We start from the raw sequence: 16,240 nt of genomic DNA, 5'->3' as shown, positions 1-16,240 counted from the left end.
TTCAATTCGCCTCCGAAGCGATGGCCGGTGCGGCTGGTGCGGCGCTGGCGGCCCTGCGGCCAACCCATGCGCGCACCACCACGAAGAACACCGGCACAAAGAAGATGCCGAGGAAAGTAGCCGTCAGCATGCCGCCCAGCACGCCAACGCCGATCGCGTTCTGGCTGCCGGAACCTGCGCCGCTTGCCAGCGCCAGCGGCAGCACGCCGAGGCCGAAGGCGATGGACGTCATCAGGATCGGGCGCAGGCGCAGCTTGACCGCCTGCAGCGTGGCTTCACGCAGCTCGATGCCTTTTTCCTGCAGCTCCTTGGCGAATTCCACGATCAGGATCGCGTTCTTCGCCGACAGGCCGACCACGGTCAGCAGGCCGACCTGGAAGTACACGTCGTTCGCCAGGTGGAAGCCCCAGGTGGCGAGCACGGTACCGATCACGCCGAGCGGCACCACCAGCAGCACCGAGAACGGCACCGACCAGCTTTCATACAGGGCGGCCAGGCACAGGAACACGATCAGCACGGAGATGGTGTACAGCACCGTGGTCTGCGAGCCGGAATCGCGCTCTTCCACCGACAGGCCGGTCCATTCGAAACCGATACCGGCCGGCAGTTGCGCCACCAGCTTTTCCATTTCAGCCATGGCGACACCGGAGCTGACGCCCGGTGCCGGCATGCCCTGCACGTTCATCGAGGGCACGCCGTTATAACGTTCCAGGCGCGGCGAGGCATAGATCCAGCGGCCGGTAGCGAAGGCGGAGAACGGAACCATCTCGCCCTGCGCATTGCGCACGAACCATTTGTTGAGGTCTTCCGGCGCCATGCGCGACTCCGGCGTGCCTTGCAGGTAGACGCGCTTGACGCGGCCACGGTCGACAAAATCGTTCACGTAGGACGAACCCCAGCCCACGCTCAGAACGCGGTTCACGTCTGCGACCGACAGGCCCAGCGCAGTGGCTTTCTGCTGGTCGATATCCAGCTTGAACTGCGGCGTATCTTCCTGGCCGTTTGGACGCACCGCCATCAGCAGCGGGTTCTTGGCCGCCATGCCCAGCAACTGGTTACGCGCACCCATCAGCGCTTCGTGGCCGACGCCGCCCTGGTCCTGCAGTTGCAGGTCGAAACCGCTGGCATTACCCAGTTCCATCACGGCTGGCGGAGCAAAGGCAAATACCATCGCTTCGCGGATTTGCGAGAACGCGCCCATGGCACGGCCGGCAATCGCTTTCACCTTCTGGTCCGGATTCTTGCGCTCGGACCAGTCTTTCAGCCGCACGAAGGCAAGACCGGCATTCTGGCCGTTACCGGCAAAGCTGAAGCCCGCCACGGTGAACACGGAAGCCACGGAAGCTTTTTCGTCTTCCAGGAAGTGGTGCTCCAGCTTCTCCAGCACTTTCAAGGTGCGTTGCTGGGTAGCGCCGGTTGGCAGCTGCACCATCGAGAACAGCACGCCCTGGTCTTCTTCCGGCAGGAAGGAAGTCGGCAGGCGCATGAAGGACACGGCCAGCACTGCCAGCAGCGCGCCATACACCAGCAGCGAACGGCCGCTGCGGGCAATCATCTTGCCAACCCAGCCCTGGTACTTGGTGCTGCTGCGGTCGAAGCTGCGGTTGAACCAGGCGAAGAAGCCTTTCTCGGAAACGTGGGAACCAGGTTTCAGGAAAGTCGCACACAGTGCGGGAGTAAACACCATTGCCACCAGCACCGACAGCACCATGGCAGACACGATGGTCACAGAGAACTGGCGATAGATCACGCCGGTGGAACCGCCGAAGAATGCCATCGGCACGAACACGGCGGACAGCACCAGCGCAATACCTACCAGCGCGCCGGAGATCTGGCCCATGGACTTGATGGTCGCCTCTTTCGGCGACAAGCCCTCTTCCGTCATCACACGCTCAACGTTCTCCACCACCACGATGGCATCGTCCACCAGCAGGCCGATCGCGAGCACCATCGCGAACATGGTCAGCGTGTTGATCGAATAGCCCAGCGAGAACAGTACGCCGAAAGTACCCAGCAACACCACCGGTACCGCAAAGGTCGGGATCAGCGTGGCGCGGAAGTTCTGCAGGAAAACGTACATCACGATGAACACCAGGATCACCGCTTCAACCAGGGTCTTGACCACTTCTTCAATGGACAGCTTGACGAAGGGCGTGGTGTCGAATGCCACGGCAGCCTTCATCCCTTGCGGGAACTGCTTGCCCATCACTTCAATTTTCTTCTTCACCGCGTCGGCCGTATCAAGGGCGTTGGCGCCGGTGGCCAGCTTGATCGCCACACCTACCGCAGGCGAGCCGTTGTAGCGTGCCACGGTATTGTAGTTTTCGTTGCCCAGCTCAATGCGAGCCACGTCGCGCAGGTGCACTGTGGCGCCGCTGGCCGTGGTCTTCAGCAGGATGGCGCCGAACTGCTCCGGCGTCTGCAGGCGGCTTTGCGCAGTCACGGTGGCATTCAGCTGCTGGTCCGGCATGGCAGGAGCACCGCCCAATTCACCGGCCGAGACTTCGGCATTCTGCGCCTGGATGGCGGCCGTTACGTCGGCGGGTGTGAGCTGGAAGCTTTGCAGCTTCTGCGGGTCGAGCCATATGCGCATGGCGTACTGGGAGCCGAACAGGGTCACATCGCCCACGCCTTGCACACGGCTCAGCGGATCAATCACATTGGCGGCCACATAGTCGCCAAGGTCGGACTGTTTCATCTTGGCGTCTTCGGACACGAAGCCCAGCACCAGCAGGAAGTTGCGGGTCGCTTTCGACACCACCAGGCCTTGCTGCGTCACGGCGCTAGGCAGCAACGGGGTCGCCAGTTGCAGCTTGTTCTGCACCTGCACCTGTGCGATGTCCGGGTTGGTGCCGCTGTTGAAGGTCAGCGTGATGTTGATGCCGCCGGTCGAATCGCTGTTCGACGACATATAACGCAAGCCGTCGATACCCTTCATCTTCTGTTCGATGATCTGGGTCACGGCGTCTTCCACCGTCTTGGCCGATGCGCCCGGATAGGAACCGGTGATCGAAATCGATGGCGGAGCAATACTTGGGTACTGCGAAATAGGCAGCCCTTTGATCGCCATCACACCGGCCAGCATTACAACGATGGCGAGCACCCAGGCGAAAATCGGGCGATTGATAAAGAAGCGGGACATAATTGAAACCTCCGCTTAGCGCGCCGCGACTGCTGGCTTGTCCGCAGCTGCGGCGGTGGCAGTGCCTGTGGTGTTCTTCGCCACTACGGCCGGAGCACCAGGCTTCACTTTCTGCAGGCCTTCCACGATCACGCGGTCGCCGGCAACCAGGCCGGATTTCACCAGCCATTTATCGCCGATGGTGCCGCCGGTCTGCAGCACGCGCTGTTCAACCTTGCCTTCCTTGTTCAGCACCAGGGCGGTGGCCTCGCCTTTCGGGTTGCGGGTCACGCCCATTTGCGGCACGGCGATGGCGTGCTCGCTGACGCCCGTTTCCAGGACGGCGCGCACAAACATCCCGGGCAGCAGGTCATGCTTCGGATTCGGGAACAGCGCGCGCAACGTCACATTGCCGGTGCCAGGATCAACGCTCACGTCGGAGAACTGCAGCTTGCCTGGCAGCGCATACTTGCTGCCGTCGGCCAGCAGCAGCGTCACCGCGGCCTGGCCGTCGCCCTTCTTGAGCGAGCCGCTATCCATTTCACGTTTCAGGCGCAGCAATTCTTCGCTCGACTGGGTGACGTCGACGTAGATCGGATCCAATTGCTGCACAGTGGTCAGTGCAGTGGCCTGGCCGGCCGTCACCAGCGCGCCGGGCGTTACGTTGGAACGGCTGATGCGGCCGGAGATCGGCGAAGCCACCTTGGTGTAATCGACATTGATGTGCGCAGAATCAACTGCGGCTTGCGCGGCTTCCACTTCGGCCTTGGCCTGTTCGTATGCGGCCACGGCATCGTCGTAATCCTGGCGGCTCACGCCTTCAATTGCGACCAGCTCTTTATAGCGGGCGACTTTCGGCGCAGCGGCAGCCAGGTTGGCCTTGGCCTTGGCCAGGTTCGCCTTGGCGGAGTTGAAGGCCGCCACGTAGGTCGCTGCATCGATCTGGTACAGCTGGACGCCGGCCTTGACGTCGCCACCTTCGGTGAACAGGCGCTTCTGGATCAAGCCACCAACCTGCGGACGCACCTCGGCGACCAGGAATGCTGCAGTGCGGCCGGGCAGTTCGGTGCTCATGGCCAGCGCTTGCGGCGCCACGGTAAATACCGCCACTTCCGGCGCCTGCTGGGCGCCGCCCTGCGCCGGACCAACCTGTTTGCCGCCGCAGCCGGCGACCATTGCGACTACCGCAGCAGCGGTACCTAGCAGTATGAAATTCTTGTGCATGTTTTTCATCTTTTTTCCAGAAAGACTTAGAATGAACGATCATTCTAACACGATTTGGGATTCCGACTTACCAGTCAGTAATTCTACGTAGCCCTTAGAGGCGCCACTCTAATCGCAGTGCAGCATCTTTAAGTTTTATCAATATCTGCCAGAATGAGTTCATGCACTCACTTAAGAGCAATAATAAGAACCGTGTTTGACCTCGTGTCACCAGCGCTTCGCGCGCAACCGCAGTTCCTCCCGCTGGCATATGCCAACCATCTCCCTGCCCTTTTGCCTGTCACGGCCCCGCCGCGTCGCTGACTTCACGCGCGCCTGCTTGCGTCGCCGTGACGCACATCTGTTTCCAGCTTTATCCACAACCGAAAGGTCTGTATGTCAAGCCAGCTGTTTGGCCTCATCGTAGTAGCAGCGATCCTGTTTACTGCACTGCTGTTGTTGTTGATTTCTGGTGTCATCAAGTACATTCCAAACGACCGCACCGGGGTCGTTGAAAAACTCTGGAGCCCATCCGGCTCCGTGCAAAGCGGCCTGCTCGCACTGAATGGCGAGGCAGGCCTGCAGCCGGAACTCCGGCGAGGCGGTTTCCACTTCTTCGCGCCGTTCCAGTACCGCGTCCACATACATCCAATGGTGTCCGTAACCCAGGGCACCATCGGCTACGTTTTCGCGCGCGACGGCATCGACCTGCCCGCCGGACAGACGCTGGCCGACAACTCGGGCATCGACGATTTCCGCGACGTTCGCGCTTTCCTGAATAACGGCGGCCAGAAAGGCCCGCAACGCAAGATCCTGCGCGAAGGTACGCACATCATCAACCCCGCCCTGTTTGTGGTGATGACCGGCGAAGCCACGTATTCGATGTCGCTCGACGCCAAGGAAAAGATCTACTACGAACAAATGCGCGGCCTGCTTGATGAACGCGGCGGCTTCACGCCCGTGGTGATCAAGGAAACCACCGGTTCGCACGACTCCGACCAACTCGCCGTGGTGACGGTGCAGGACGGCCCTGGCCTGCTGAAGGACGAACTGCTGGCGCCTGACGTGGGCGATACCCACAACTCCTACCAGGAACCTGAGAAATTCCTGTCAGCAGGCGGCCGCCGTGGCCGCCAGGAACGTGTGCTGGTGGAAGGTACCTACTTCATCAACCGCCTGTTCGCGACGGTGGAGTTCATCAAGAAAACCGTGATCCCGGTCGGCTTTGTCGGCGTGGTGGTGTCTTACACCGGCCGCAAAGGTCATGACTTGTCCGGTACCGACTACTCGCACGGCGAGCTGGTGGAAAGCGGCTGCCGAGGTGTGTGGCGCGATCCGCTCATGCCGGGAAAATACGCCTTCAACACCTACGCCGGCAAGATCGAGCTGGTGCCGACCACGAACTTTGTGCTGATGTGGAAATCCGGTGAAAGCGGCTCCAGCTTCGATAAGAACCTGCGCGAAATCACGCTGATTACCAAGGACGCATTTGAACCGCAGCTCCCGCTGTCAGTGGTGGTGCATATCGACTACCGCAAGGCGCCGATGGTGGTGCAGCGCTTCGGCAATGTGGCGCAACTGGTGGAGCAGACGCTGGACCCGATGGTCTCCTCATACTTCAAGAACGTCTCCCAAACCAAGACCTTCATTGAACTGATCCAGTCACGCAGCGAATTGCAGCACAACGCTTCGGAAGACATGAAGCAGCGCTTCCAGGCCTATTCGCTGGAGTTCCAGGAGGTGCTGATTGGCACGCCTAAACCGCAGCAAGGTGATAACAAAATCGAGAACATCATGGCCCAGCTGCGCGACCGCCAGATCGCGCGTGAGCAGGTAGAGACTTTCGCGCAGAAACAGATCGCAGCCGACAAGGAGCGCGAACTGAATGAAGCCGAACAGCGGGCCGCCAAGCAGAAAGAGCTCACCGGTTCCCTGGTCGACATATCAATTAAGGAAAACCAAGGTGCTGCAAACGTAAAAGCCGCCGAGAAACGCCGCCAGGAGATCGAAGCTCTGGCGCAGGCCGAACGCTTCAAGCAGGAGATGGAAGGCTCCGGCCGCGCATCCGCCATCCGCTCGGTGGGTGAAGCGGAAGCTGCCGCGATCCAGGCCAAATCAGAAGCGATGCAAGGCGAAGGCGCCGACAAGCAGCTGACGCAAACCGTGATGCTGCGCCTGGCCGAAGCGTTCGAAGTCTCGAAGGTGCCGCTGGTGCCTCAGATCCAGATGGGCGGCGGCGACAACAACGCCTTCAACACATTGCTCGGCCTGATGAGCGCCATCAAGGCAGGTGAACTGACTGCAACCACCGAGAAGGTATAACCTACAACACGGGCCGGTACTAGAGTGCCGGCCAACTTTCTCCTTTACGTGAAATGAAACGACTCCCCCAAACTACGTTTGTACCGGAACTAAGAACCTGCAGCACTTTGCGGGATGTCTGTGCTTTCCTAGGCAGGTCGCGCGGAGCACGTGCCAACGTGTGGCATTATTCGGCCCAGTACGGAATGGCCCTTGCCGCACGAGGCGCAGTTGGCAGCGCAAACGATCATGACGCCGCGTTATCAGTGGCAAACAGCCTGGCGCGCGCCAAAGCCGAAATCGACATCGTGACATGCCATTCCCACGAGGTGATTTCGGAGACCCAGTCCATTCTGCGCGCTGCCCAAGACTTCCTCGAGAAGAACACGATTCCACCCACCGAATGGCCGCTCCCGCAAGAGATTGCCGATGAGGTGGAACGCTTCGTCACACAGCGCGTCCCTGGACCTCACATGCTGAAGCACTTCCGAATAAATTGCGAGCCAAGCGGCTTTCCACCACAAGCTATCGAATCACTGGAAATGTCTATCGAGTACTCTAACGCCAATGATATCTTGCACATCTTCGACATCCTCAACGTCAAACCTGAAGCTCATGACAGCACCGGCGCATGGATCGCAGAGCCCAGGCACTGCGAGATATTTGGTATAAAGGCATACATCTCATACAACGACGGCGCAATCAAGATTACGGCCAGCCACGGGGCTTATGACATCACAGATATCGATTACAAAAATGCGGAAATCATTGAAGCCAACCTGGCAGGCATGAACCTCAAAATAAGATGAATATTCACAACCTCGCCGCACTGCTGTAAGAACATGACTCAAAATGTGAATGAAGCGAACACGCCGCACATCTGCGAAATCTGCGGGCTTTCTTGCCAATCCGAATTGACATCCTGTCCGTATTGCGGCAATCCATTGGAGGAGCCGGATCATGGATTCCCCGCCACCAGTGAGGCGTTTAGACAAACCGTTGCAGAATTCGGTTTCCGGCTAGCCGAAACCGATTCGGCCATTTTCGACAGCGCTGAAGCGCTGTTCCTCTCCCAACTATCCTCCGAAGCCGCAAAAGAGTTTGGCTATGCACGAGAACACGTACTCGAAAACGATGATGCCTTCTACATTCCGTTGGGATGGATCGGTTGCTGCGGTCATTTGATCAGCAAATTCCCCCTTCACCTGATTTCCTTCGGCTCATACATTGGTCCGGAAACGCATCTCTGGGCCTATTACCAGGGCATCAGCATGTCTCCGTTGGGCAAGGACCGCAAGAACCAGTTGAGGATACTGAGCATCTGCGACTATGAAAATACCGTGACTGTGCTGAAGACCTTCCTGGATCACCGCTGGCTGGAGCGCAAGTCGGCTCCCAGGCTGTCTTCCTTGCCAGTTGAGTTGAATGAAGTCGACCTATACTTCGGAATCAGCGGTCTGCTCCAGGCAAAGAAAAACAACTGGTTCCAGTTCGAGATTTCATAGAAAGGCGTATATGTTCGTCCCGGTTAGTCAATCACACAAATCTGTCGTCATCCAGGGGGCGCCGTTTGACACGTCGATCAGTCATCTCTCGCTCCACTCGAAGCTGGACATGGAGGAACTCAGGCTGCTTGCGGAATTCAAGCACCTCTCCTCCGCTAGTTTTTCCGGAACCAACCTGGATGACATAGGACTAGGCCACGTCTGCCGAGTCACGAGCATTGAAAACCTCGATTTGCAATTCACTGAAATTTCCAATCAAGGTTTAAGCAGTCTTGAGAATTTGCCCCGACTTGCGAAACTCCGGTTGAAGGAGAATGATCAATTGACCAACGACTGTATTGGATACTTGACCAGGCTTGACAGCTTGGTCGAATTGCAGATTCATGAAACCTCCATCGATCAGCAAGGAATCAAGCAGTTCGCATTGATGGGGAAATTGAGAAATTTTCTCATCGACTTTGACAACTGCAATGGTTCCTTCGAGACCGTGAAAGAGCTGTCATTAGAAATGGCTGATTGCGAAATCCTCGTCAAAGGGCATGGTGAATTCCGTAATGGAGAATTCTTCGGCAAGTGGCTCACCTGAAACGCGTAGAATGGCGCTTTTGAATTGGAGAGCAATATGAAAAAGACTGATTTGGCAAAGAGCGACGCGAAAAAATTGATGGGTAAGATGGCCGTACCAGGCGCTACTTCGTTCGGAACCTCCACCAATCCTGCCATCGACAAGCGCGAGCAGCGCAAACGCGATCAAGCACTTGGCCTGGTACCGTTTGCAGTCAAACTTAACGGCGATTTGGTAAAACGCCTGCACGATTTGGCTAATGAAGGTGGGCTTGACCTTAATACCGTTGTCGCGGAGCTTCTTGTCAAAGGTCTCGACGCACAGTAACCAGGGAGAACTCGATACTTGATCTCCAGTGAGACTGCAAAACCCAGGGATGACATGCGTCCGTTTCCTGGCTTTGCCAAGGGCAAGCGAATCATGCTCGCCATCGGAAAACGCCGCTACGACGCAGCCAAGAAAGAAGATGTGCTACGCGTTCACTGGCATGGCATGGTCGACGTCAAGTAAATCGAATCAGCCTCGCGCAATCTTTCTGCGCGCCAGCTCGCGGTCGAGCGCATTGGCGAAGTTCTGCCGGTCGCCTTGACTGAAGGCCGCTGGTCCGCCGGTATCGACGCCGGCGCCGCGCAGTTCTTCCATGAAGGCGCGCATCGTCAGCTGCTGCGCGATGGTGTCCTTGGTGTACCAATCTCCACGAGGATTGAGTGGGAGACCGCCCTTCTCCAGTACCAGGGAAGCCAGCGGGATATCCGCGGTAACGACAATATCACCGGCGCTCACACGCTCGACAATTTCGGCATCGGCTGCATCGGCACCCGCCGGAACTTGGAGCGCGCGGATAAAGCGCGAGCCGGGAACACGGATCAATTGGTTGGCCACCAGCGTGACATTGATCTGCGTGCGCTCCGCTACGCGGAACAGGATGTCCTTGATTACAGCGGGACAGGCGTCCGCATCTACCCAAATGTGCATGAATTACATCGAATACGATTAAAAGAATCGGACATTGTAATCAAGTTGGCCAAACTATATCGTCCAAAAGCCGCTGGAGCTTAGCTGCGCGGTCGGAATTTACCATCGCAACATAAGAAATCCTGCCTGCGAGATAGGCCTGGAAGTTGGGGTGACTCTCCCGGTTCTGGGATTCCGGCCCATGACGCACGCAATTGGTCAGCGTCGCCTTGAGTTTATCGTACTCGTCGCGAGCAATGTTCGGATGCGCATTGACGACGATGCCCGTCACTTGCTGCCGCGTTCCTTCGCGCATCAGCCGCGTTTTGCGGGTGTTCACACGGAAGCCCTCTTCCAGGGCGATTGCGGCAACCTGGATATGAAAGCGCTCTGCGCACCGCGCAAACTCGTCCCCGCCAGAAAAGGCCAGGTCGTCGGCATAGCGACTATATGACGCGCCGAGCGAGCGCGCCAGCGATTCAAGCCGTATATCAAGCCGGTAGGCGCAGAGATTGGCCAGCGCAGGCGAACAAGGAGAACCCTGCGGCAGGTGCGGCGATTTCAAGGCCTGGCGTTCGGACCAGGCAAGTGAGCCTCCGGATTGCTTGTCGCGGAACAGGTCATGGGGTGCGCGGTTAACGCAGATGCGCGCCAATGTTCCAGCGACGCTCTCCGGGTAGCCGAGCTTTTCAAACAGCGCCTGGACGCGCGCGTGCTGGATGCTGGGGAAAAAATCCTTCAGGTCCATGCGCACAACGGCGTGCTGGCCGGCGTGCCGTGCAGCGTGCGTGACGCAGGAATGCCCGCGCCGGAAGCCGTGCGCCGATGCATGCGGCGGCACCAGGTCCAGGATCTGGCGCAGTATTTTCTGCTGGATGCGGCGTAGCCGCTCTTTCGGAATTTCGATCAGGCGCAGGCCGCCGCTACGCTTTGGCACCCAGCGATAGTGGTAATGCTGGAGGCGCGATTGCTCGTCGCGCGCGATGCGCCACTGGTCTGCGAACCAGCGCAGCGCGCCGACCGGCTCGTTCAGCCATACGGCCAGGTCGCCGACAGTCGGCAGGTCCGGCAGTGCGAGTTCGGCCAGCCATGCGGGTTTTGGCGGGCGAATCGGCTGCTCGAGGCAATAGCGCCGCACATCCTGCAGCTTGATGAATGGGGGCGCATCGGCGCCGCCCTCTTCTTCATCCTCATCTTCGTCATCGTAGTCAACGTGACCGCGACCGAGGAGTTGCAACAAGATGTCGGCCAACTCGTGCCGGCTGAAGTAATGGAAGTTCTCTCCGGTCCGCATGACGAGCGCCATGCAGACGCCAGGGGCCCAGGGCTGCGTCGCGTCGAAAACGCGGTCGCACGCCGCGATCAGGTTCTCCGGGCTACCGTCCGTGGCCAGCATCGTGTCGGCAAGCGCAAGCGCGGTAAGTTTTTCGTTATCCATGAATTGAAAAGGGGCAGAGAGCCGCCAACGAGTCTCGTGAAGCGTGCGTATGGTTGCGCGAAGCGCAATGCCACTCATGCGGCGAAATGCAGAACATCAAACATCCCGCGGGGTAACCCCGCAGAGGCTGTCCCTGCACGAAGCAAAGACAGGCCGGCTTGGCGGTTCCGCCCCGCCGACACAGTAGGTTAATTTTCCGTGAAGGTCAACACCGAGGCGATTACAGCGTCGCCGGCGTCGCGTCGAGCTGAACGTTTTGCAGGTAGACCTGCGAATACGCCTCAAAGCCGGAATCGATGCCAAGGATGATCCACACCGCGCCAGTCGCATCGGTCGTCACCTTCTGCGCCTTATCGTTCTTCACTGTCTTGCTGGCATAGGAAACAGCGGTGCCGCAAGTCTGGCCATTGGCGATGTTGCCGATGACTTGCGCGTCCTTGCCGCCTTCGGCCTGGTTGCCGCGATCGATGTTCATGCGGATCGCGTTATTGGCAGTAACCGCCTTAGGCTCGGTCGCCGTGGCGCCCGCATAGACCCATACTGCTTCGCCTGGCGCACCGCCCACGCCCATGCATCCGGTTTGCGCATTGCTGGCAAATTTGAGCGAGAAGGTGATGTTGTACGTGGTGTTCTTTTCCAGGCCGGAGAACTGCTTCTTCACGAACAGGAAAAGGTCGTCGCTGCGATTGGTGCCGCCAACCAGGTAGCCCTTGCCGGTCAGCGGAGTTGGCAGCGCGCGCTGTTCGAAGACGACGTTGGTTGGTGCGGTCTCAGGTGTGTAGTCGGAGGAGCTGCCGGTCCAGCCAGTAATGCCATCCTTGTCGAAGTCCACAGCCGCCGAGACCTGCTTCGGCCGTTTGTCGTCTTCGCCGCCGCCGCCGCATGCCGCCAACACAGACAGCATGGCAACGGAGAAACCGGTTTTCAGGATTGTTTTCATTGACTGTCCTTCTCACATTAGTTTTTGGAAAACCAATTGTAGAAAGGAGCAAAGGCGCCGTGACGGCGCCTTTGTATGTAGAGGTATGTAGCCCGCTTGGACCATTAACTACATTTCTCTACTTCCAGTCGCCGCGCAGTTCTGCTACCTGGCGATACAGCAGTTCCGGGCTTACTTCGGTAGGTTCGACCGGTTGGCCCACCGCCAGCGAAAGATGCGAACGGAAGCCTTTGCGGAAAGCGCGTTCCAGCAGGCCGTCCTTGCTGCGGCTAAGCAGGTGGCCCCACAAGCCGCGCAGCGCCATCGGGATCACCGGCACTTGGGTGCGTTCAATGATCTTGCTGATGCCGCCCTTGAACTCATTCATCTCGCCGGTGCTGGTCAGCTTGCCTTCCGGGAAAATGCAAACCAGCTCGCCCTCATGCAGCGCTTGTGCGATATCGACAAAGGCTTTCTCCATCAGCCATGGGTCTTCCTTGGCAGGTGCAATCGGGATCGCCTTGGCGGTACGGAAGATCCAGCCAAAGAACGGCGTCTTGAAGATGCGGTGGTCCATCACGAAGCGGATCGGGCGCGGGCTGGCTGCCACGATCACAATCGCATCGACGTAGCTGACGTGGTTGCACACCAGGACAGCGCCGCCCTCTTCCGGAATGCGGTCGGCATCGATGGTCTTCACGTTGTGCACAGTATGGATCAGGAGCCATGCCAGGAAACGCATCAGGAACTCGGGCACCAGCGAGAAGATGTACGCCGCCACGAGGGCGTTCATGATTGCGGTTGCCAGGAATACTTGCGGAATCGTGAAACCCTGGGCCAGCAGCAGAATCGCTACGCCGGTCGCCACCACCATGAACAGCGCGTTCATGATGTTCATGCCGGCGATGGTGCGCGACAGATGCTGCGGGTCGGCACGCAACTGGATCAGCGCGAACAATGGAACGATAAAGAAACCGCCGAACACGCCGATCATCACGACGTCGAGGATGATGCGCCATGCGCCGGGCAGCATCACCATGGCGTAGGCATTCACTTCGCCCGGTGCGCTGTAGCCCTGGCTGGCCAGGTACAGGTCGATGCCGAATACGGACAGGCCAATCGAACCGAAAGGCACCAGGCCGATTTCCACCTTGCGGCCGGAAAGCTTTTCGCACAGCAGCGAACCGGCGCCGATCCCCAGCGAGAACATCGTCAGCAGCAGCACGAAGACGCTGTTATCGCCTTTCAGGTAATCCTTGGCATACACGGGGAACTGCGCCAGCACGATCGCGCCATAGAACCAGAACCAGGAATTGCCCAGCATGGAGAGGAAGACGGAGCGGTTGCCGGCCGAGAAGCGCAGGTTGCGGATCGATTCAGTGAACGGGTTCCAGTTCACTTTCAGGTCCGGCTGCGGTGCAGGCGTTTTCGGGATGCCATGCGCGGTGACCAAGCCTATCACTGCGAAGAATACGGTAGCAGCAGCCAGCCAGACGATCCCGTCAGGCTTGTAATTGACGATGATTGCGCCGAACACCTGGCCAAGCAGGATGCCGACGAAGGTACCCATTTCAACGATGCCGTTGCCGCCCGTGAGTTCCTCTGCCTTCAGGTGCTGCGGCATATAGGCGTATTTAACAGGGCCGAACAGCGTCGAGTGCATGCCCATGCCGAAGATGGCGACCAGCAGCAATACCAGCGTGTGTGTGAACCAGCCGATAGCTGCCACGCCCATGATGCCGATCTCCAGCCATTTAATAAGACGCGCCAGCTTGCCCTTCTCGATTTTTTCAGCGATCTGGCCGGAAGTGGCCGAGAACAGCACGTACGGCAGGATGAACAGGCCGGGCACCAGGTTGGTGATCAGCGACGAATCGAGGTCGGTCCAGCTGGAGGCTTCATAGGTCAGCGCTACAATCAGGGCGGTCTTGAACAGGTTGTCGTTAAACGCGCCGAGGAATTGGGTCCAGAAAAACGGCGCGAAGCGACGTTGTTTCAGTAGATCGAACTGGCTGGGATGGCTCATGTTGCGGCACGGGAATAGTGAAAATATCGACAACATACAGCACATTGCGCAAGCTCTCAACCCGGCGCGCCAAAGTATCGCATTTTAATACTTTGCGACAACTGCATCACATGCGTAGCAGGCGCCGAAATGCCGGACCGACCGCCAGGACCAGCACCACCATCCGGCACACATGGAAAGCCGTGACCACAGGCACTTCGACGTACAGCGCGCGTGCGGTCAGGGCCATTTCCGCGATTCCGCCGGGAGAAGTCGCCAGCAAGGCCGTGGCGGGGTGCAGGTTGCCGATCTTCGCAAGCAGCAGCCCGAAAAGCGCGGCCAAGCCCAGCGCGGTCGCGGTGCAGGCGGCCACTGCTGCCATGAAGCGCGGCGCGGTATGCAGGAAGCCGGGCGTGAAGCGGGTACCGAGCGAAAGTCCGATGCAAAGCTGGCCGCTGCGCACCATCCATTCAGGCACGCCGCCGACCGGCACTTGCGCCGCGGCCAGCAGCCCGGCGCCGAACAAGGGGCCGAGCACCCAGGCGTTCGGCACGCCGCGCTTCCACATTAGCCAGCCCGCCGCGCAAGTGGCCGCAGCGAGCAGGCCGAAGGCGCCCAGTGCCGCGGGCGATGCCAAAGGTGCCGCGGCGGCAACCGCAGGCAATGGCGGCATGCCATGCCCGCTCCAATAGCGCAGCACAAACGGCAGGAAGCTGACCACGAACATCAGCCGCACGCCCTGCGCCGCCGCCACGTGCTGCGCTGCCGCACCGTGGCGCTCGCCCTGCACTGCCATCTCGGAGGCACCGCCCAGCGCCATCGAGAAGAATGCTGTAGCGGCGCTGACATCGGCCAGCCGCTTGAGCAGCCAGGCGCACAAGCACCCCAGCGCCAGCGCAAACGCCACCGCCCCCGCGATATAGCCGGCACGCGCAGCCACCACCGCCAGCACCGCGGGCGTAAAGTACAGTCCAAGCACGGTTCCGATCGCCCACTGCCCTGCCGCGCGTGCCGCGACCGGGCAGCACAGGTCAACACCCGCGATGCGCAGCGCAGCACTGGCGAACAGCGGCCCAATCAGCCAGGGCAGCGGAGTATCAAGCCACCTGCAAAAAAAAGCGGCCAGCAAGCCGGCCGCCAAAGCTTGGAGGAAGCAACGGTGTCGGGTCAGAAGACCCACAGCTTGTCGGCCGGCAGTTGCAGCCAGTACTGGCCATCCTGCAGACGGTACTTGGAATGGGCGCGCACGCTGATATCGCCGCGTTTGAACAGGCATTCCCAACGGTCGCCCAGGTACATGCAGGTGATCAAAGCAAGCTGCAGCGAATTTTCAACCTGGGAGGTGTTCACACGCACCTCTTCGACGCGGATCAGCGGGGCAATCGAATCGCCGCCTTTGCCACGTGCCGTTGCCTGCAGCTTGCTGCCTGCAACATCGATCACTACCTTGTCGCCTTCGCGCGACAGCAGGGTGCCCGGCAGGCGGTTGTTGCTGCCCATGAATTCGGCCGTGAACAAGGTCTCAGGTGTTTCGTACATCGACTGCGGCGTGCCCTGTTGCTCGATCTTGCCGTTATTGAGCAGCAGGATGCGGTCGGAGATCGCCATCGCCTCGCCCTGGTCGTGGGTCACCATCAGCGCCGACAGGCCCAGGCGCACGATCAACTCGCGCAGGAACGCTCGCGCCTCTTCGCGCAGCTTCGCGTCCAGGTTCGACAGCGGCTCGTCCAGCAGGATCACCGGCGGGTTGTACACCAGCGCCCGGGCAATCGCCACGCGCTGCTGCTGGCCGCCCGACAACTGGTGCGGGAAGCGCTCGCCCAGGTGGCCCAGGCCAAGCTGTTTCAGCACCTCGCCCACGCGGCGGCCGATTTCTTCCTTGTTCATCTTGCGCAGCTTCAGGCCGTAGGCCACGTTCTCCGCCACGGTTTTGTGCGGCCACAGTGCATAGGACTGGAACACCAGGCCCAGGTTGCGCTGTTCGGCCGGCATTTCAAAACCCTTGCTGCCATCGAATACGCGGCGCTCGCCGATGTCGATCGAACCCTGGCGTGGGCTCTCCAGGCCGGCCACGGCGCGCAGCAGCGTGGTCTTGCCGCTGCCCGAAGGGCCCAGCAGCGCCACCACTTCGCCCTTCTGCAGGTGCATCGACACGCCCTTCAGGATAGGGTTGGCGTGGGCGCCGGTGCCGTAGTCCAGGTGCAGGTCTTCGACGGACAGTTCATTCAT

Annotated in this window: 14 protein-coding genes; 6 read left to right on the top strand and 8 right to left on the bottom strand. The window is 59.6% G+C overall.

The genetic code is table 11. The annotated features are described in order from the left end of the window. Nucleotide 1 precedes the first annotated feature (1 nt). Nucleotides 2-3,142 (bottom strand): efflux RND transporter permease subunit, encoded by a 3,141-nt coding sequence (locus ASE26_RS01815; protein WP_057245492.1) that lies wholly within the window; start codon nt 3,140-3,142, stop codon nt 2-4. 15 nt (nt 3,143-3,157) lie between these two features. Continuing rightward, a complete protein-coding gene (locus ASE26_RS01810; RefSeq protein WP_082507322.1) occupies nt 3,158-4,354 on the bottom strand; it encodes an efflux RND transporter periplasmic adaptor subunit in 1,197 nt (398 codons plus the stop codon). A 366-nt stretch (nt 4,355-4,720) separates the two neighbouring features. Between ASE26_RS01810 and ASE26_RS01805 the strand changes: the two genes are divergently transcribed. From ASE26_RS01805 to ASE26_RS31805, 6 genes are all read left to right on the top strand, one after another. Continuing rightward, nucleotides 4,721-6,646, top strand: a complete 1,926-nt coding sequence (locus ASE26_RS01805) for an SPFH domain-containing protein (protein WP_082507321.1) — start codon at nt 4,721-4,723, stop codon at nt 6,644-6,646. 185 nt (nt 6,647-6,831) lie between these two features. Next, nucleotides 6,832-7,434 carry a hypothetical protein gene (locus ASE26_RS01800; RefSeq protein WP_055931390.1) on the top strand — a complete coding sequence of 201 codons (603 nt, stop codon included), beginning with the start codon at nt 6,832-6,834 and terminating at the stop codon, nt 7,432-7,434. A gap of 45 nt (nt 7,435-7,479) precedes the next feature. Beyond that, on the top strand, nt 7,480-8,130 hold the full coding sequence (locus ASE26_RS01795; RefSeq protein ID WP_156397994.1) for a hypothetical protein: 651 nt from the start codon (nt 7,480-7,482) through the stop codon (nt 8,128-8,130). Between the two features lie 10 nt (nt 8,131-8,140). Continuing rightward, a complete protein-coding gene (locus tag ASE26_RS01790; RefSeq protein ID WP_055931384.1) occupies nt 8,141-8,716 on the top strand; it encodes a hypothetical protein in 576 nt (191 codons plus the stop codon). A gap of 36 nt (nt 8,717-8,752) precedes the next feature. Beyond that, on the top strand, nt 8,753-9,022 hold the full coding sequence (locus tag ASE26_RS01785) for a hypothetical protein (RefSeq protein ID WP_055931381.1): 270 nt from the start codon (nt 8,753-8,755) through the stop codon (nt 9,020-9,022). Nucleotides 9,023-9,076: 54 nt separating this feature from the next. Further along, nucleotides 9,077-9,205, top strand: a complete 129-nt coding sequence (locus ASE26_RS31805) for a hypothetical protein (RefSeq protein WP_255357004.1) — start codon at nt 9,077-9,079, stop codon at nt 9,203-9,205. Nucleotides 9,206-9,211: 6 nt separating this feature from the next. On the opposite strand, the gene ASE26_RS01780 is transcribed toward ASE26_RS31805, so the two are convergent. From ASE26_RS01780 to ASE26_RS01755, 6 genes are all read right to left on the bottom strand, one after another. Next, nucleotides 9,212-9,670 carry a YaiI/YqxD family protein gene (locus ASE26_RS01780; protein ID WP_055931377.1) on the bottom strand — a complete coding sequence of 153 codons (459 nt, stop codon included), beginning with the start codon at nt 9,668-9,670 and terminating at the stop codon, nt 9,212-9,214. 40 nt (nt 9,671-9,710) lie between these two features. After that, nucleotides 9,711-11,087, bottom strand: coding sequence for a reverse transcriptase family protein (locus tag ASE26_RS01775; RefSeq protein WP_055931375.1), 1,377 nt, complete (start codon nt 11,085-11,087; stop codon nt 9,711-9,713). A gap of 220 nt (nt 11,088-11,307) precedes the next feature. Further along, the gene (locus ASE26_RS01770; RefSeq protein WP_055931372.1) at nt 11,308-12,027 is read right to left on the bottom strand and encodes a hypothetical protein; all 720 of its coding nucleotides are present in this window, start codon (nt 12,025-12,027) and stop codon (nt 11,308-11,310) included. A 118-nt stretch (nt 12,028-12,145) separates the two neighbouring features. Next, entirely contained in the window at nt 12,146-14,032 is a 1,887-nt protein-coding gene (locus tag ASE26_RS01765) for an MFS transporter (RefSeq protein ID WP_055931369.1), read from the bottom strand. Nucleotides 14,033-14,138: 106 nt separating this feature from the next. Continuing rightward, nucleotides 14,139-15,191: an AbrB family transcriptional regulator gene (locus tag ASE26_RS01760; RefSeq protein ID WP_055931367.1), complete on the bottom strand. Its 1,053-nt coding sequence runs from the start codon at nt 15,189-15,191 to the stop codon at nt 14,139-14,141. Then, complete coding sequence (locus ASE26_RS01755; RefSeq protein ID WP_055931364.1) at nt 15,179-16,240, bottom strand: ABC transporter ATP-binding protein; 1,062 nt, start codon at nt 16,238-16,240, stop codon at nt 15,179-15,181. Before ASE26_RS01755 ends, ASE26_RS01760 begins: the two co-directional genes overlap by 13 nt.

This window comes from Duganella sp. Root198D2, from assembly GCF_001428585.1.
Classification (GTDB): Bacteria; Pseudomonadota; Gammaproteobacteria; order Burkholderiales; family Burkholderiaceae_D; genus Rugamonas.
The sequence above is the reverse complement of the archived record's forward strand: the minus strand, read 5'-3'. Positions and strand labels throughout refer to the sequence as shown.